Raw genomic sequence first — 18,035 nt, 5'->3', positions numbered from 1 at the left:
TTTCTATCAATAATTGATCTATATATGATCATATACACATAAAAAAGAGACAGATTGTCGCTGCCTCTTTCGTGTCACAATCCTATCTATACAAACACCCACCTGCCGCTGAACGGGATCTGCTTGATCAATGATTTGTCCACTCCATCGTTCGTCACAATCTCATCAATGTCACTGAACTCGCATATTTTCACAAGCGAAGTGGCGCCTATTTTGGTGCTGTCCGCCAATGCCGTAACATGCCTGGATCTTTCGACGAAGGCTCGCTTTACTTCCACTTCTTCCAAGCTGAAATCCGTCGGCCCGTGATCCGGCGAAATACCGGCCACGCCCATGAAGAAGCGATCGAAGTGAAACTTGCTTATCGTATCGCGTGTGATCGAGCCGACCAGAGACATTTCCGTTTTCCGGAGATTGCCCCCGACCAGATATAAGTTTAGATTGCTTTGCGCCAAAATGCCTGCAGCTTGAAAAGAGTAAGTAAACACTGTGACATTCTTCTTCCGCAGCAGTTCTTTGGCCAGCTCTGCGATCGTTGTGCCGACATCCAAGGCAATGACCTCGCCCTCGCAAACCTGGTCGGCAGTGTAGGCGGCGATTGTATGTTTAAGTTCAGCGTTCGCCTTCATCCGTTGATTGAACAAAGGCTCGATGCCCAGTCCGGGCAGTGAAATCCAGCCGCGTTTTCTTATGATCAAGCCTTTCTGCACCATCTCCGCCAGATCTCTCCGCACAGTGACTTCCGCAATCTTAAAATGCTCCGCCAGCTGTTCCACAGACAACGAAGACTTTTGGTGGAGCATGTCCAAAATGGCTTTCTCTCTTCCGTTATTCAATAACTAATCCCCCTTTCTGAATATAATGTATCATATTTCGATCAAATGATCATCTTCTGATCATAATTTGACTTACCAGCCGTAGATAACGCAGCTGAGATCTGAAGATCACATCAAGATATGTCTGATTCTCATATTGCTGATCGACGCCGGCAGATCGAATATAAGCAATTAGACACGCTAAGCCATCCATTTTATATAGAAAACGGTAATTGGTTCCGTTCTACCTTGCTCCAATCATCGTACCCAGCAGATTTAAAGATATCGCCATTTTTCTGTTTCGAATATTTATCAAAACCATACTTAATGTCGCTATAACTGATCTTTTTTACATAAAGGTTTTCATCGTTCAACTTAACAAGAAGATAATAATCATGCATTTCTACTTTTCCATTCTTCCCGCTATGCTGTAATATCAATGCAATTCGCTCAGCTTTATCGGCACTTAATTTCTCGCTGGGATTCAGACTTTCGAACAGTTCTCTAAATTTCTTTAAATCGTCTGCGGCAGAGAACATGGTTGACAATTCCGGCTGTGCTTTCTTTGAGCCCTCGTTATATAGATGAAGTTCGACGTCAATGATTCCTATATTGTTCGCCTCTTCACCTACTTTCTCGCCATCGTTTATTAAAGTCGATTTATTTGCTTCCGAGACAACGATTCGTCCCATATAGACCTCAGCTGTAGTAGGGATTTGGACAGCCGCTATCAAGCAGCTCGACGAAGGTGTCCATTCCAGGTGTACAATACCCATTTCATTATTTGTAAGTGTTTTGAGATTCGTGGCGTCCGCATCGCTCAACATTATTCTGCTGCCTTCGCTGGTGTTTTTTGCGAATACGAGCTTGTTACCGTCTGGCGAAAAGCTGTAAAAGGATGTTGTATACTTGTCAGTTGAATAATCAAGCTGAGGTAGAGCTATTTGTTCCGCGTTGTCCGTATAAAGGCTAACTTTTCCCTCTGTTGCAATTAAAACTTGATGCCGTGAAGGATTGTTTGCCACATGTGTATCACCGGTCCTATCGGTATTCAGGATCATATTTTCCGTTGATTCCTTTATTTTTAGAATTCTAAGTTGCCTGATATCATCAAAACCCGTGCTGGCAAGAACTGTTTCCCCTGGATTTATCCATTGAAGACCACCCCAGAATCCTTTTTCAAATGGCAAAATGGTTTCTTTCTGTTGTTTGACATTATAAATAGCCGGCACTTTTTCTGGCCCCGCACCATCACCAAGGCTTTTGCCTGTCTCGTGCAAATATAGGTATCGTTCTCTATCGGGAAACCAAAGCTTTCTATTGTCTCGGTTGGTTTGATCTTCGGCTAATTCCTGTACTTTTCCTTGTGAGAGCTTAAACCAACGTGCTGTTTCGTCTCCCTGCGTCGCGCGAATTCTAATTCCTGTTTGTCTTCATTATCTGGTACGCGTTCAATCGAAATGATTTTTTGCTGCCCTTGCCACAAGACGGCTGACTGATTTGTGTCCCAATTATATCTGACCAAACGGCTTTCGCTTCCATCCAGTTTGTCTTCCGAATACACTGTTTCTGTATCACTAATAACCTTGAATAAACTTTTTTGCCACCCCGTATCGTTTTCTGCAACATCGTCAAAGCTTCGTTTTATAATATCGACTTCCGTTGTTTCGGCTAGCTGATTACTTATCGGTTGACTTGATAGAGGTGTATGTTCAGTAGTAATAGAAGTCTCTTTGGCAGCTGTACATCCGCTTAATACAATCGTTATCAGAACGATATATAGTAAATGTTTCAAATAATTCCTCCTAAAAATCAATTGATCATCCCTGACGAATCGATCTTCTCCGTTTCCGGAGCAAATCGAGCAGAAATCCCACGCAAATCCAAAACAATAGCCCTAAAAGTGCAGTAATAAAATTAAATCTGAAGTTGACAATGTCAGTTAAGCCAAGAGTTGCTTTGATATAGTACTCGACATTTGAAACCAGATTAGCGATCACCTGATTGTCAGCTTCACCGGCTCCATTTTGAGATCTCAAGTCAAACAACACCGAAACAATAACCAAAACCAATTGGATTAGGGGCAACAAGTACGAGAACCTCACTCTCACGACAGGACCTCCTTAGCCTGAGTTAACACTAGCATCAGTCGATATTTGCTATCTTCCACTTGCCGTCTTTGCCTTGAAGAGAAGTAAAGACGTATCCGGATTCGCTAATTAATACGTCTTCGGTAATGCCTCGAATTTTGATGCCGCGAGGAGGACTAACTTACTTTCCATCAACTGCTGATCCCCTTCGGACTGCATAATAATGTGAATCGGGAAAAACCAATATTTGGGTTAAGCTTAACCATGATTATAACCGCTTCTTGGATGGCTTTGCTACCACCGTGCTACAACGGAGCGAAAGTAACCTTCACAGCTCCAAAATTGTTTTGCGCAACGAATAAACAAATACAAAAAGATCCCTTGCTCCGCAAGGGTTCTTGTCACTGATTAAGTATGGATCAAGATAGTCAATTTACCTATTATTTGTTCTTAACAGATGTTTTGTTTCTGGTGTGTAAAGCTAAAAACATGGATCCTATTGAGAAAAACATGATAAACAAAATAAAGAATGGAACTTTGTTTGCTGAAACAAATGTACTGCTTAAAAATGAAAGAGAACCAAGGAAAGAAAACATACTTGCCAATAAAAGGAGTTTGGATTTCTCCAACTTCAATCACCTCCAGTGTTTTCACTATGTTCACCAGAATGGACCAATATACGGTCAATTTATTTAGCATTCACCCTTCAACCAATTCTCAAAGATCTGCTCATGGACTAAATATCTGCGTCCGACCTTCAATACATGAAACTCACCACTATTAATTATCTCATGAGCTCGATTCCGTCCAACACCCATTTTTTTCATAATGTCAGTGACACTTAACATAACTCTGCGTTTTGCCTTGATGTCCAATATATACACCTCATCTAACTTGTTCAGTATGCTACTAGTTGTGGATAACACGGCCGTATTCTACGCGAATTGATTTTTTATATATGTCCATGGAAGCTTTTGTTGCTTCTTTTCTCATCCATTCTTCTGAGTCTTTTTCTTTATGATGAAAGAATTTATCATCTTTGATAATATTGAACAATGCTGTTTTAGCTGCTTCTATTGCCTTTTCTTCACACTGCAGCAAATGGAGACATACTGAGTAAATTTCGGTTTCATAACCTTTAAGGATAGTTACCCGTTTTGCTATATCCATCATGCCCTCCCTAACAAAGTTGGTTTTATTGTATTTTGATGAGCCAAAAGGTTTCATTAAAATGAGAAGAAGGATACCCGCAACTGTGAAAAATGCGAGTAACCCCAATAAACTGACCAGTCAGTCATTTAAATATTATTATTTCATATAGTATTTGTCAATCAGTTTCAATAAATCAAGCCTTGTTACTATTGTTTAGGTTTCAAATCATCTGCATTCACAATCGTTACATTTTTAGGTAGTGTCAGTTTGAAAGTAGCCGCACTAAACTTAGGCGCAAAATCAACTTTCACGACTTCCTTAAACCTTTCAATGGATAGACGTGTATCCCTTTCCGTATCTTTCATAACAAATCCAGTCTTTGTATCTATCCATATTTCTCTATCTGGATATGTATGCTTGAATGAATCAGATTGCCCTCTGTTGTTAATTGTGATTGTTTCCGTTTTGCCTTTACCTTTTAGATGGTACACGGATCGATTTAGAAGTTTTTCTACTCCAACGAATGTTAGCACCGTTGTCTCTTGCATCTCTTTCAAAACGGGTTTAGCATCGTTTAGACTAACAGTTGTTCCGGCATTATACTCAATTGCCTGATTCTCACCTTTTGTATAGGTAATCGTTTTTTTGCCCGAACTGACCGAATAGCTGATCGTATCACCTATTTTCTCTTCAGTCCGGAATTGACCTTTGATTGTATTATCCCATGCCTTTATGGTCATACCTGTATGTCCCGAACCCGTTGAATTTGCCTCAATCTCGGCATACGTGGGAACCAGCTTCGTATGCAGTATCTTTTCGACAACTTCCTTAGTAGTCATCTTTTTGGCGGAAGAAGCTGCCGACACTGAACTGAATCCAGAGCAGGATAATAAAAATATGCCTAGCAGCACCAAGATCATCATTTTCATTTTCATCGTAATCGCGACCTTTCTTTTTTTAAAATTTCATATAAATAAATTCTGTAGGCTCGTAGGCGAAAAATAATATGCCCAAAAACAGAGCAATCCAAAGCATTGAATAACCCAAAGTCACTATAATACTGAGCAATACCTGGCGAACTTTGTTGAGCATACTCTCACTCCAGTAAAGTTATAGTTTTTTGAAATAGAATTTCTCCGAACTGTTTGTTTCCCTCGTCAGTTAAATGTGTGGGGTCCCGGTAGAGACGGTGCGGGATGACATTCTTCCGATTATTGAACTCGATAAATGGATACCCGGCTTCTTCCACTCGTTTCCGATAAGCGCTCATGACACGCTCATAATCATTCCAATTAAGCATTTTACGGTTGTTTATCAACTCATAGTCCAGCGGTGCCGAATAGAAAATCGCTTTCTTGTTATGCTTCCGGATTAACTCAAGTGTCTTAACGATCATAAAAAGGCCAAAGCTGTCCTGTTCAGAAAAGGGCTTATTCCAATGATATAAAGTGTGGAATCCTTTATCGATCCGCTGTTTGCTTTCTGTTGACATCTTGTCATACGGTTTATACATCGGGTCGTACGGGGTCAGTTTACCTTTTTTCTTATCGTATTCCCTCCTAAACTTTTCTTTCGGTGTTCGGGTTTTGAAAAAATGATAGCTTAGTACGTCCCGCTCTCTGTACAAAGTAAAATGATTCATAAGATTAGACGCCACCCATCCGTGCGCTCGGCTTGGCAGTGAATTTTCATTTTTATCCGGAAAAGACTTTAGCCACTCCCTTGGAATCGAGTGTCCGAGCTTCCCGATCAAAGTCGGATAGGCGACGGGTTCCGGCTCGTTCTCGCTCACAACCGTCATGCCGTAATTAATTTCAAAAACAACAACATCTACATCGTATATCATGGATTCGACAAGGGCGTAAGTATCGGTAAAACGCGCACCGCTAAGACCCAAGTTCAAAACCCGATGGTCCTTAAGATGAGATTGGAATACTCCGGCCGATGTATTGGCACTCTTCATCACTGTTGTGCCGTACACCGTCGATGAGCCAAAGAATCCGATTACAGGTTTTTGACCGTCCAGATCGCTTTGAAGATGTTCGACCCACAATGGTGTATACACGATTGAATCATATGGCGGCACTCGCAGTTCCTTGTCGGCATAGGAAGCGACATACTCCTTCATATCCGATGCAATAGGTACCGCAAGTGAATTGATGATCGTGATTCCTATGGCAGCAATCAAGAAGCTAAGAACAAATTTACTTTTTAGATAGACTAAAGTTGCCAATGAAATAATCACTCCTATATCGAGTTTTCCAGACCGAGTAATTTTAATGAAAACTTCCAACCCTCCGAAATCGGCATTACGAAAAAGATACGGCTGATCGTCACACAAAAAAACGTGAATACAACAGCTAAAGCTGTGAAAGCAGGAGATAAAAATGGAATCGAGCTTCGACCCTTCAGCCGTTTGACATAAAAGCGGTAAATGCACAACATGGCCCCGTGAAACATACCCCATACAACAAAATGCCAAGCCGCCCCATGCCATAAACCTGACACTGTCATCGTGAGCATGAGATTTATGTAAGTCCGATGCTCTGCAAGCCTGCTGCCGCCTAGCGGAAAATAGATGTATTTGGTGAGCCAGGCTCCAAGTGAAACATGCCAACGGTTCCAAAATTCTGCGATGTTGCGACTCAAATATGGATTACGGAAGTTGGGCGGCAGAACAATGCCAAACAATCTGGCGGTTCCAATGGCAATATCCGAATATCCGGAAAAATCGAAGTAAATCACAAAAGTATAAGCGACCAAAGCCGCCCAGAGCATAAGCGTTTGTTCTGCGGCCATCCCCTCTTTCGCATATAGCGGCTGTGCAAGGATATCAAGTGTGCCGGCTAAGACCAGCTTTTTAAAAAGACCGGTTGCGATGAGTACCAAACCCGACCGCATATTCGCCCATTCGAATCGGGAACGGAGCTGTGGAAAATACTTTTCAAATTGTTTAATCGGGCCTGCGAATAATGTAGGGAAAAAGAAAACGAACGCCAGGAAATCGGTGAAGCGATGCTCGGGCAGATTCTCCTTTTTCTTCTCGACCAGATAATGAATCAGTTCGAATGTGAAATAGGATATGCCAAGCGGGAGTACGACCTGATCCGCCCGAGGCAAATAGGGTTTGTTAAAAAACGAGAAGAGATTTAAAACCGGTTGAAGAAGTAACTCATTATATTTGTAATAGATGAGAACCAAAGCCGCGCCAGCTATTACACCGGCAAAAAACCACCGCTTTGTGCGGCGCGAGATGAAAGCTGCAGCCCAACCGATCAGGCAAGCCTCAGTAATTAAAAGCATCAATAAAGGACCCGCGTAATAGCCATAGAAATTGGCACCTGCCGCAACAATGAGTAGAGGTCGAATTTTTCCCGGCAGCAAATAATACGATGAGCAAACGAACGCAATGAACAACCAATATAGCCAATCGGAATAAAACATGGTTTGAGCCACCTATGTATAAGGATAATTAGGTATGACAAAAGAAGCCCGAACAAGCACATCCGGGCGCGTGCACTTATAACAGCGTTTAAGGAACGGTTATTGGAATGACCTTGTTTACGATAACTGCATCCTCATACCTGTAAATATTCAGTGTATATTTATCTTGTTCCGGCGCCATAATCATCACTTGATAAACACCGGGAACTTCTTTTCCCTTTGAATCGATCTTCAGATAAGATCTGCCATATGCCTGGCCGGAGTATACTTTATATTTCTCTTGATAGAGTTTGAACAACTCGGGATCTTCGTTCATTTTTAGAATATAGTTGCCGAACTCCATTTTCCAGGGCCGCAATTCCTTTGCCTCCGGCTGGGCCTTATTGATATCCAAGTAGAGATGGCCGTTCTCATAACGACTGCCCATGATCGTTATTTTGTGATTGTGAAATTGTATGGTTTGCGGAAAAGTCTTCTGATCCTTCAGCGAAAGGTCAAAGGATAAACGGTCGTTCTTATCCGTAATCCATACTTTATCGATATGAAGCTCCGCCTCATCCCCGGATTTGAAATAAACGGAAGGATGAAACGTGAGTTCGTTTCGATCACCGTCGATTCTATGACCGCCCGTCGATTTGGACGCATAGACGTCACCATTCTTATCCACGATATAAGGATTTTCTTCCGAGCCGTACTTATCGATCATGATTTCCATTCCCTCAGATCTTTGCAGGGTGTAATTAAGCTTCATCTCCGTAGGCGAAACTGTTAATTCATTCAATTCCACCGAGACCGTTTTCTCTATAGTAAGCTCATTATCCAGAGCAATTCGCTTTGATTTCAGGAATGACGAACCATCGAAAGGAACTTGAATGTCCATAAAATGATGCTCCCTTTCACCCTCCGAAGTTGGAGTTTCCATAACTTCAAAATTCAGATGATCAGGCTTTGTCTTCAGAAATTCCTGTACTTCAGCAGGATCTAAAGTCTGGACGATTTGTGCCACATCAATTTTCTTTCCATGTTCATCTTTCAAGGTCGTGTTACTCATACGCCAACCGGCGTGTTGAAAGTCGGATGAAGCAATTCTATATCCTCTTTGCTTTTCCACTGCACCGTTAATTGCTGCATAGAAAACAAGTCTCTCCTCTTCCAAGTAAATATTCTCCAATGTGATCGATATACCGTCTTTCTGAACAGTGACCGGAGGTATCGGCCGATAGTTGTTAACCTGCGCATCTTGAATTCCGCTGTATTCGGCGAACAATGTTTTCCAACTGACGGGTACCTGCAGGCCGAGCCACTGCTTCGCGAATGCTGACAGTGTAGGAGAAATCACTATAACAGCCAGGAGAATGACTGCCGCGGCTATAGAACTGGAGATACTCAGCTGCCAACGTCTATTTTTCCTCTGTCGGTCTGCTGTGCTTCGGATGACGGAACGAATCCGGTCACCCAGCTCGGATGGAACAACCGTTTGATTGTCATCCATGCGGTGTCCAAGCGTCTGCTCGAATAACAGGTCCATGTCCTCTTCGTTGAATTCATTTCCCTGAGCTGCCATTTATTTCACCTCCAGCTTGACTCGCAATTGGCGCAGAGTGGTATAAAGTTTTGTTTTAACCGTTCCAAGCGGCATTTCCGTCATATCCGCTATTTCCTCGAAAGAATAACCCAGATAATATTTCATCTGTATGATCAGTCTCTCAATCGGGGGTAAATTGCTCAATGTCTGCTCCAAATCCATCACTTCAGCGGAGGTATCTTTCGTTCCAGGTATGTATAATGAATCAGCGATGTCAATTGTCGTTTGACGTTTTCGGAGTTGAATTTTACTTTCATTGATCACAATGCGCATGAACCATGTCGAGAAGAACTTGGGTTCCCTTAGTTTTTTAATATTCAGCAACGCTTTTACTACCGCATCGCTAACTGCATCCATACTATTGGATTCATTTCTTAAATAGGAATAAGCAATACGGTAGGCCCTGTCTTTCAGTTTCATTACGACCACTTCAAAGCTGTGAAAGTCTCCTTTTTGTGCTTTCCGGATTAGTTCCTCATCGCTCATCGATACCGACACCTTCTTTATCTCTATAATCGCTATCAATCATTAGATGATTTAAATTGACATTTGGCTTTAACGGTTAAACTTTTATTTTTGAAACTAGCCAATCACCCTGGATACCCGGCCCACAAGAAACAAGAAAAGCACCGAGAGGTAAGCGTCTAGGTGCAATTGGCACAAACCAGTAGAAAATACTACTCTAAAGCGTTTTCAGATACTCTGATGCAATAAGCGCAGCAATTCTTGTTCGCGTACCTGTTCCAATGCCGCTTTAAGCTGTGCAGTTTGGAGGCTTTTTATTAAACTGACTGTTCAGTTTTATATATTATGATAAAATAATAGTGATATTGCAAGTACATTTTAAGTTCATCCGTTTTCATAAACTTTGAGCAGATGATCATATTTATCACTGAAGTGATGAAACGGTTGGATTCGGTACAGTTCTATAGTCTGCTGAAGTAGTGCGCCGTAACTAGATTTGAGGAGAGAACGAGATGTCACCTAAAGTTTCCAATGCATATAAGGAAGAGAAAAGAGCCGTTATTTTGGAGGGGGCCTTACATTGCTTTACTGAAAAGGGCTACCAGGCTACAACCATTGACGATATCGTACGCCATCTGGGAATGAGCAAAGGTTTGATTTATAATTACTTCTCCAGCAAAGAAGAAATGTATATACAAATGGCTGACACCCGAATGAACGGCATGGTGGAAACACTCACCGAGCAGTTTCAAGAGATACCAAGCGCGGCGGATAAGCTTCGTCATTTGTTTGCAAAGTTTTACAGGCAATCGCTTGATGAACTGCGCAAGTGGCTGCCTTTTCAAATGGAATTTACAATCTACGCCGGACGCCAACCAGAATTAACAAATTTATTATCCGTACAGATGAGCAAAGCGTTGTCATTGATCCAAGGTATCATTGAGGAAGGCAAACGCAGCGGGGAATTTAAGCCAGATCTTGACGCAAGGTCGGCTGCTGAACTGTTCTGGTCCGTCCGAGACGGGCTTGCGGTTCATTTTATGCTTGGTGGCGAGGAAACGGAGTACAAGTCCATCCTCAATGACATGGAAACGATGGTATTCCGCTACATTTTGAATCAGTAAAAGCAACCACCTTCAAGATTTCGGTGGTTTCTTTACTCTATGGTCGTCACCCACGAAAGGCGTATCTTATGCATACAAATGGCAAGCGACAAACTGGCCGTATCGGTGTCCTTAATGTCCCCTCAAGTATGGTGCGGTCGAGAGGACTCGAACCTCCACGAGATTGCTCCCGCCAGCCCCTCAAGCTGGGTGACAGTGTCTTTTCTGGTGGGTTTGTATACGAAGAATGCTGATACAGTGCGCTTTTTCCATGGCGTCTTTGCGATTGATTGGGATTGAGTTGGATCTTATATGTCCCCATTTGTTCCCAAACTGTCCCCATCGGGGAGATAAGGAAATCATATGGAGATGGAGAAAGACGTTGATGCAGAAATCGTAGATACGATTAAAGTTAGTGTAATTATTCCCGGCAGAAACAACGCTTACCTATTCCAGTAGATTCCACGCGACAAAATGCATCGATTTGTGGAAATGACAGGTCGATTTAAAGGACTACAATGATCTGCTGAAATTGAAGCTTGTTTTTCTTTTCCAGGACATCATGGCAAGTTATTAATCACTGGCTTTAATAGTAACCGCATACCTGTCGTAAACCTCAATGGATATTAATTCCGATTTGCAGAGTGTCATCAAAATAAATATGACTCTGGTATAATGGGTTTACAAATTGCAAAGGGGTTAAACGGCATATGTTGATCAACAAGAGAATTTGCTTCATTGGCGCTGGAGCGATGGCAGAAGCCATTTTATCCGGTTTAATTAGAAAAGGCGTAGTGAATTCTGAGTTTCTCTCGGTTACTAACCGTTCAAATGAAAGCCGGTTGCACGAATTGAGCCAAAAGTATGGAGTACAGGCTGATGCCTCGCGAAAATCCGAATTCATAAAACACGCGGATATATTGATGCTTGCCATGAAGCCTAAGGACACTGCAGCTACGCTGGAAGAAATCCGGGCATTCACGCATAGCGGACAGTTAATTATCTCTGTAGCCGCAGGTGTGACCACTGACCGTATCTCTGCTCTACTCGGGCATGATGCGCCCGTGATTCGCAGCATGCCCAATACCTCGGCGGCCATCGGCCAATCGGTAACAGGTTTATGCGGCGGCGCTGCTGCTGAGGCTATACATTTTGAGACCGCCTCGCAGATTTTCGAATCCATCGGAAAGGTGTTTCAGGTGGAGGAGGGGAAGATCGATTCATTAACAGCTGTTTCCGGCAGCGGACCGGCATTCTTTTATTATTTTGTAGAGGCCATGCTGGCTGGGGCACGCGATGTCGGTTTGGACGAAAGGTTCGCCACGGAGCTTGTGCAGCACACGATGCTGGGAGCCGCTAATATGCTGATTCAATCGGGTAAAGAGCCCTCCAAGCTGCGAGTGGAAATCTGTTCCCCCGGCGGAACAACGCTCGCCGGTCTGGATGTGCTTCAATCCCGAGGGTTTGAGGATGCGATTCGGTTATGCGTGCAGGCCGCGGCAAGAAGAGCGGCTGAACTTGGAAAGAAATTCTCGTAAATAATAAAAATGGATGCGAGCTTTTACAGCTCGACATCCATTTTTTTTGATCCGGCCGAATCTGGTGTAAACGCGGTCATGAGTTTTTTTTCCAAAATGAAATAAAAAATATCGCAAAAATACCCGATCGTTACGGAAAACAGGATTGTACCTATAAACACAGGTCCTCCAAGCCATACGCCTGCTCCCAAAACTGAGAGTTCTATTATCGTGCGAATGACTCCGAATCGAGCGCGGAACAAGGCGGCAAAAGCAAGCGTAAAGCCGTCCCGCGGACCGGCGCCCCAGCCGATTGACAGATACATGCCGATTCCGCAGCCGGTCAACGCAACCCCAAGCATAAATTGGGTGAGCGATACAGGGAAGGATGCAAAGTGCGGAATCCACTCCCATTCCATGAGCCGATCAATCCAATAACCAATAAAAAACATGTTCAATACGGTACCTGATTTGCGACCAGATCCCGAAGGTCAGGCCCCAGGTTTTCGTCAAACCGGTATGCAGCACGTCCCACGGCGGCAGGCCTATTCCCGCCATGATCATGCAGACACTGCCCACGGCAATGGTGAACAGTCCAGCCATAAAGAACACAAAAGACAACAGATGACGCACGACTACTCCCCTTATTGATCGATCTGATACTCTTGATCCAGAAGCAATACAGTATGATACAAAAGTTGCGCACCTTTTTCACAATCCTCAAAAACTGCTCCACTCTTTAGGATTGTGGCTGATCCCTAGCTCGGAACGGACAAAAATCATGCCGATCGGGCAAACTTCCCGGAACTGCATGGCATCATGTCCTGCACCGCTGGGCAAATACAGAGGTTCGATGCCGGCCAAGACGCAGGCCTTCGCAACGATAGATTGCACCTGTTTCGAGCAAGGAACAGGGGGAACCCTCTGAAAGTCTTCCAACTCCCAGGTTATTCCCCTTGGCACACAGATTTCAGCAATGGCGGCGCGAATCTTTGCCTCCGCTTCGTCACGTATATTCGCATCAATATCCCTTAAGTCTATGGAGAACTCTACATCAGAAGGAATAATATTAATCCCCCCGGGAAGCAACTGAAGCTTGCCGACCGTAGCCACTGCAACGGGATAAGATCGAGCAATGTCCTCAATACGGACGATTACTGCCGCCGCCGCGGCTAGTGCATCCTTGCGAAACCGCATCGGAGCAGCGCCCGCGTGCCCCGCTTGGCCCTTTAATTTGACCTTCATCCAGAGTGGACCCGCGATTCCAGTCACAATGCCCGCCGGTAAAGACGCTGACTCCAGCACCTGGCCTTGTTCGATATGCAGCTCCAAATAGGCATGAATTCCGGGTGCCTTGGCGCCAGCGATTAAGGCCGGCTCGAGGCCGGCGGCAAGCATCGCTTCTCTGATGGATACCCCTTCCGAATCCCTGCAGCTCAGATCCTCTTCGTTAAGCGTTCCCGCCATTGCTCTGCTTCCGATCATCCCAAACCCAAATCGGGCACCTTCTTCATCTGTGAATGCCACAACTTCAACCGGGTGTTTCAGCGTCAGTCCTTGCTCGACGATCGACTGAACCGCTTCAATGCCGGCAAGCACGCCGAGAGCGCCGTCAAACTTACCGCCCTGCACCACCGTGTCGATGTGAGAACCAATGACAATCGGCGATAACTGTGAGTTGTTCCACTCTTTACGCCCGATTAGATTACCCGCGGCATCTTCTCGAACCTCAAGTCCTGCTTCCTTCATATATTCAGCTGTCAAGTCTTTCGCTTTTCTCTCTTCAGAGGTAAACGATAGCCGGCTGATCCCACCGCTCTCCTGCGCGCCAATCTGCGCAAGCCGCATTATCCGCTGCCACAGCCGCGATCCTTGAACCGCCATCTCACTCACCGCTTTTCCCTAGAAAAATAAGAGGCGAACGCCTCTCATTTTTGCTTGTTTTCTTTTTTAGTTTCTTCCTTATTTTCTTCTTTATCATCTTTCATTTGAAACCGGAAATGACATGTACCCTCTTTGAGGATGTATTGATCGTGAATAACCTCAAAATTGGGGTTAAAGCCCCGGGCAATTGCAGGATCGATCATCTCGCAGTACATGATTCCGACGTCTTCCATGCCGTCTTTCTTCCATTGCTCCGCAAAAGCACACTTGGTGAACGTTTGTTCGATTTCTTTTGGATGTATCAGAGTTTCGTATTCGAATAGATCAGAACGACCCAGATCATAGTTGGGCAAGTAGTTTTCGATCCCATTCGGCTCACCGACAAGGGCTGCACGCCGGGCGATGTCTCGTCCGCGTTCTTCGCCAAATGTCCGTACACCCTCCTTCACTGCTGCCCTGCCTTCTTCTCCGAAGCGGTCCACCACTGCTTTGGCTACATGAGCAAAGAGCTTCGCCATTATGGCATGCGTCGAGACCGGCTCAAGCTTCTCCTTCGGTTCCATAGCAATACCTCCTTAGTGGATTCCTAGATAAATTCTACGGATCATATCATTATTCTGCAGTTCATCGGCAGTTCCTTGCGCGACAATCTCTCCGGTTTCCAACACATAGCCGTGATGCGCTACCGACAGAGCCATATTGGCGTTTTGCTCTACAAGCAGGACGGTGGTCCCTTCATCGTTAATTCTTTTGATGATTTTAAAGATTTCCTTTACGATAATCGGAGCGAGCCCCATCGAGGGTTCATCAAGCAGCAATAACTTAGGCCTTGCCATTAGCGCGCGCCCCATCGCCAGCATCTGCTGTTCACCGCCGCTTAGTGTACCTGATTGCTGGTGTTTACGTTCATTTAATCGTGGAAAAAGAGCGAAAACCTCTTCCAAATCTTTATTAATCGCCTGCTTATCCTTGCGGATAAAGGCGCCGAGCTTCAGGTTCTCCAGCACCGTCAGGTCGGCGAATACTCCGCGCCCTTCCGGAACTTGAGATATTCCCATTCGAACGATTTCGTGAGAATCGAGCCTGCTCAAGTCTTTTCCTTCGAACAATATGCGGCCTGATTTGGGCTTAATAATCCCGGAAATCCCCCGAAGGGTAGTCGTCTTGCCGGAACCATTGGTTCCGATCAGACAGACCACCTTTCCTTGCGGGATATCAATATTTAATTCTTTTACCGCCGGGATAACGCCATAATGGATCGTTAATCCCTCAATTTTTAACATATTCCTTTTCTCCCATCCTTGCATTCTCGCGATGATGGATGACACCTGCTAAAGCATAAAGCACAATGGTCGAAGCGATATGAGCGGAGAATTTGTTCGCGTCGTGCTGCGGATAAATCTCCACGAAGTCCATTCCCGCCACGCCCAGCTTACAAATTTCATAGACCAATTCGAGAAGTTCATAGGAGCTTAAACCGTTGCCGTCAGCAGGTCCACCCGGGTTGAAGGCATAGTCCATGACGTCGGAACAAATGCTGAGGTATACAGCTTTCGTGCCTTTGCTTGCAATGTCGTGCATTTGTTTAGCGAGCGCCTGAAGGTTGCCGTTCTTGCGGATATCTCGAACGGTGATCGTTGTGGCGCCTACGGAGTTGGCCAATCGGCCGTTGTCCGGATGGTTTCTTGGGCCGTGGATCCCTGCGTGAACGATGGACTCACTTCTCACACCTTCTTGCTCGTACAAGCGGGCAAACGGCGAGCAGCGGGCGAATTTATCACCGGCGAAGTTCGGTTTGTTGTCGTAATGCGTGTCCAAGTGAATGATTCCCACTTCGCCGTCCGTCTTTTGTGCCAAGGCTTTCACAATCGGAAACGTAATTCCGTGATCTCCACCCAGGGCTACTGCAAACTTACCAGAATCCCACACCTCGGAAGCGAAGTTCTCAATGCGTCGCATCGTCTCTTCTACATCCGCAGGGACGATATCGACGTCACCCATATCACCCAGCTTCATATGTTCAAATACGTCCAAATGGTCGATTTCCGGCAGGTAACCGGTATATCTCGCACTTACAAGACGCATGACCTTAGGACCCAATTCGCAACCCGTATAATCACCCCAAGTAACAGCACCTTCCCACGGTACGCCGTATACCGCTACGTCCAGGCCCTCGGTGTTTTTATCTGCGCTGATGTTTTTGGCTCCCAGGAAACAAGGTGTGTTACCGTAGATGTTTTTGCTGCTCATGACTATATGTCCTCCCCTAAGTAGGCTTTGATGACTTTTGGATTGTTCTGTACTTCCGGGCCGATACCCTCAGCGATTTTCTCGCCATGCTCTAAGACGACGACCCGGTCGGCAATGCTCATGACCATCCTTATGTCATGCTCGATGATCAAAATTTCAACGTTGTATGTTTTTGACAGGTTGCGAATGACGTCAACCAACTGCTTTTTTTCTTGTGAATTCATACCGGCTGCCGGCTCATCCAGCAAGAGCAACCGGCATTTCGTCGCCATAGCGCGGGCGATTTCCAGCAGCCTTTGTTCCCCGTAAGGAAGATTTCCGGCTAGCTCATCGATTTTAGAATCCAACCCGACGATCTTCAATACTTCCATGCAATCAGCCACAACGTTTTGACGCTGTTGTTTGGTTTTGCTCGTTAAAAACATGGACCGCCATACCGACTCAGAATTGCAGCCTTTATGAGCCACCAAAACGTTCTCTAGAACCGTCATATTTTTAATGAGACGTATGTTCTGGAACGTTCGGGCAATGCCTAGATCCACACGTTCGTATGGCTTCAGCTTATTGACCGGCTGCTGCTTATAGAAAACAGTACCCGAGGTCGGGGAATAGATACCGGTTAAGAGATTGAATAAGGTCGTTTTACCGGCGCCGTTCGGACCGATCAAAGCAAGAATTTCGCCTTGATCCATGTGAAGGTCAACTTTGTTAACCGCGACCAGTCCCCCGAACTTGACCGTAACTCCCTCCAGCCGTAAGATTTCCATCTTGATAACCTCCCGTCTTACCGAAGAAATTCCGTTTCCGTTTGCTTTCACCCCAGAAACCTGACGGTTTATATACCATCATAAGGACGATAACTAGACCAAGCAGGATCATCCGGTAATCGCTGATAAATCGTAGAATCTCCGGAGCTACCGTAAGGATAGTGGCACCTAAGACCGAACCTGCAATACTTCCTGTCCCACCCAAAACCACCATCGCCAGAATGTTCACCGACTCTACGTATTGGAATGAGTCAGGGCTGACGAACATCGCAGTGACCGCGAACAGCGCACCTGCAACGCCGGCAAACAGTGCCCCGATGGTGAAGGCCAATAACTTGTATCGGGTCGGACGAATCCCAATCGATTCAGCCGCGATTTCATCCTCGCGGACGGTAAGCAAATTCAGGCCGAAGCCGGACTGAACGATTCGGCGGATAATAAATACACTTACGACTGTGATGACAAGGACGAGATAATAAAAATCACTATTCGAAGTCAGCGTATATCCGCCGACTGAAGGTGAGGGTATCGCAGGAATGCCCATAGGCCCGTTTGTAAGATCAATCCAATTGACGAAGATCAGACGTACGATTTCCCCGAATCCGAGAGTTACGATCCCGAGATAATCACCTTTGAGACGCATCACGGGAGTTCCGAGCAGGAAACCGAAGAAACCGCTGACGATAGCCGCTGCAGGCAGCGCCAGCCAAAAGGAAAGTTCGTAATTTACCATTAGAATTGCGGCGGTATAAGCGCCTATCCCGTAAAAGGCGGCGTGTCCCAGAGCAAACTGCCCGGCGTAGCGACGATTATATTCAAGCTTAGCGTCAAAATGATATAAATACCGATCATGACGGCAATCCGCATCAAAAAATCCCCGCTGCCCAGACCTTGAAACAAGAAAGGCAGAGCGATCAGCAGAATTGCTGTAAGTAATGCTAAGACCTTTTTGGATTTCATGGT

At 45.1% G+C, this 18,035-nt stretch carries 20 protein-coding genes and 1 pseudogene; 2 read left to right on the top strand and 19 right to left on the bottom strand.

Annotated elements, in window-relative coordinates:
* Positions 1-86: 86 nt before the first annotated feature.
* The 10 genes from SD71_RS10240 to SD71_RS10185 form a co-directional block, all read right to left on the bottom strand.
* Positions 87-836, bottom strand: coding sequence for a DeoR/GlpR family DNA-binding transcription regulator (locus SD71_RS10240; RefSeq protein ID WP_041062351.1), 750 nt, complete (start codon positions 834-836; stop codon positions 87-89).
* Between the two features lie 194 nt (positions 837-1,030).
* On the bottom strand, positions 1,031-2,095 hold the full coding sequence (locus tag SD71_RS10235) for a TolB family protein (protein WP_041062348.1): 1,065 nt from the start codon (positions 2,093-2,095) through the stop codon (positions 1,031-1,033).
* A gap of 65 nt (positions 2,096-2,160) precedes the next feature.
* Positions 2,161-2,610, bottom strand: coding sequence for a hypothetical protein (locus tag SD71_RS10230; protein ID WP_041062345.1), 450 nt, complete (start codon positions 2,608-2,610; stop codon positions 2,161-2,163).
* A 987-nt stretch (positions 2,611-3,597) separates the two neighbouring features.
* Positions 3,598-3,753, bottom strand: coding sequence for a helix-turn-helix domain-containing protein (locus SD71_RS10215; protein ID WP_082034203.1), 156 nt, complete (start codon positions 3,751-3,753; stop codon positions 3,598-3,600).
* Positions 3,754-3,814: 61 nt separating this feature from the next.
* Positions 3,815-4,078 (bottom strand): hypothetical protein, encoded by a 264-nt coding sequence (locus SD71_RS10210; RefSeq protein ID WP_152619409.1) that lies wholly within the window; start codon positions 4,076-4,078, stop codon positions 3,815-3,817.
* 185 nt (positions 4,079-4,263) lie between these two features.
* Positions 4,264-4,992, bottom strand: a complete 729-nt coding sequence (locus SD71_RS10205; RefSeq protein WP_041062331.1) for a hypothetical protein — start codon at positions 4,990-4,992, stop codon at positions 4,264-4,266.
* A gap of 161 nt (positions 4,993-5,153) precedes the next feature.
* Positions 5,154-6,290, bottom strand: coding sequence for a hypothetical protein (locus SD71_RS10200; protein WP_041062329.1), 1,137 nt, complete (start codon positions 6,288-6,290; stop codon positions 5,154-5,156).
* Between the two features lie 14 nt (positions 6,291-6,304).
* Positions 6,305-7,501, bottom strand: coding sequence for an MBOAT family O-acyltransferase (locus SD71_RS10195; RefSeq protein WP_041062326.1), 1,197 nt, complete (start codon positions 7,499-7,501; stop codon positions 6,305-6,307).
* Between the two features lie 88 nt (positions 7,502-7,589).
* Positions 7,590-9,065: a DUF4179 domain-containing protein gene (locus SD71_RS10190; protein WP_041062324.1), complete on the bottom strand. Its 1,476-nt coding sequence runs from the start codon at positions 9,063-9,065 to the stop codon at positions 7,590-7,592.
* Positions 9,066-9,572 carry an RNA polymerase sigma factor gene (locus SD71_RS10185; protein ID WP_041062323.1) on the bottom strand — a complete coding sequence of 169 codons (507 nt, stop codon included), beginning with the start codon at positions 9,570-9,572 and terminating at the stop codon, positions 9,066-9,068.
* A 491-nt stretch (positions 9,573-10,063) separates the two neighbouring features.
* Between SD71_RS10185 and SD71_RS10180 the strand changes: the two genes are divergently transcribed.
* Together SD71_RS10180 and proC are read left to right on the top strand one after the other, a co-directional pair.
* The gene (locus tag SD71_RS10180; RefSeq protein WP_041062321.1) at positions 10,064-10,675 is read left to right on the top strand and encodes a TetR/AcrR family transcriptional regulator; all 612 of its coding nucleotides are present in this window, start codon (positions 10,064-10,066) and stop codon (positions 10,673-10,675) included.
* Between the two features lie 689 nt (positions 10,676-11,364).
* Positions 11,365-12,192: a pyrroline-5-carboxylate reductase gene (gene proC, locus SD71_RS10175; protein WP_041062319.1), complete on the top strand. Its 828-nt coding sequence runs from the start codon at positions 11,365-11,367 to the stop codon at positions 12,190-12,192.
* Between the two features lie 23 nt (positions 12,193-12,215).
* On the opposite strand, the gene SD71_RS22170 is transcribed toward proC, so the two are convergent.
* The 9 genes and pseudogenes from SD71_RS22170 to SD71_RS24870 all read right to left on the bottom strand — a co-directional run bounded on the left by SD71_RS22170 (position 12,216) and on the right by SD71_RS24870 (position 18,032).
* Positions 12,216-12,590 carry a membrane protein gene (locus SD71_RS22170; protein WP_052476132.1) on the bottom strand — a complete coding sequence of 125 codons (375 nt, stop codon included), beginning with the start codon at positions 12,588-12,590 and terminating at the stop codon, positions 12,216-12,218.
* Between the two features lie 7 nt (positions 12,591-12,597).
* Positions 12,598-12,804, bottom strand: coding sequence for a hypothetical protein (locus SD71_RS22165; protein WP_052476131.1), 207 nt, complete (start codon positions 12,802-12,804; stop codon positions 12,598-12,600).
* Positions 12,805-12,815: 11 nt separating this feature from the next.
* Positions 12,816-14,055 (bottom strand): annotated as a pseudogene (locus SD71_RS10165) (hydantoinase/carbamoylase family amidase).
* A gap of 44 nt (positions 14,056-14,099) precedes the next feature.
* Positions 14,100-14,618 carry an L-2-amino-thiazoline-4-carboxylic acid hydrolase gene (locus SD71_RS10160; protein WP_041062317.1) on the bottom strand — a complete coding sequence of 173 codons (519 nt, stop codon included), beginning with the start codon at positions 14,616-14,618 and terminating at the stop codon, positions 14,100-14,102.
* Between the two features lie 12 nt (positions 14,619-14,630).
* Positions 14,631-15,338, bottom strand: a complete 708-nt coding sequence (locus tag SD71_RS10155; RefSeq protein ID WP_041062315.1) for an ABC transporter ATP-binding protein — start codon at positions 15,336-15,338, stop codon at positions 14,631-14,633.
* Positions 15,325-16,305, bottom strand: coding sequence for an agmatinase family protein (locus SD71_RS10150; protein ID WP_041062313.1), 981 nt, complete (start codon positions 16,303-16,305; stop codon positions 15,325-15,327). The genes SD71_RS10155 and SD71_RS10150 overlap by 14 nt, the downstream gene beginning before the upstream one ends.
* A gap of 2 nt (positions 16,306-16,307) precedes the next feature.
* Positions 16,308-17,072, bottom strand: a complete 765-nt coding sequence (locus SD71_RS10145; protein ID WP_041062311.1) for an ABC transporter ATP-binding protein — start codon at positions 17,070-17,072, stop codon at positions 16,308-16,310.
* Positions 17,014-17,832: a branched-chain amino acid ABC transporter permease gene (locus SD71_RS10140; protein ID WP_235427080.1), complete on the bottom strand. Its 819-nt coding sequence runs from the start codon at positions 17,830-17,832 to the stop codon at positions 17,014-17,016. The genes SD71_RS10145 and SD71_RS10140 overlap by 59 nt, the downstream gene beginning before the upstream one ends.
* Positions 17,829-18,032 carry a hypothetical protein gene (locus SD71_RS24870; RefSeq protein WP_052476129.1) on the bottom strand — a complete coding sequence of 68 codons (204 nt, stop codon included), beginning with the start codon at positions 18,030-18,032 and terminating at the stop codon, positions 17,829-17,831. The genes SD71_RS10140 and SD71_RS24870 overlap by 4 nt, the downstream gene beginning before the upstream one ends.
* Between the last annotated feature and the right edge of the window lie 3 nt (positions 18,033-18,035).

The sequence above is a fragment of the Cohnella kolymensis genome (assembly GCF_000829465.1).
GTDB classification, from domain to species: Bacteria; Bacillota; Bacilli; order Paenibacillales; family Paenibacillaceae; genus Cohnella; species Cohnella kolymensis.
Note: the sequence above shows the minus strand (reverse complement) of the source record. Positions and strands in the feature narration are given on the sequence as shown.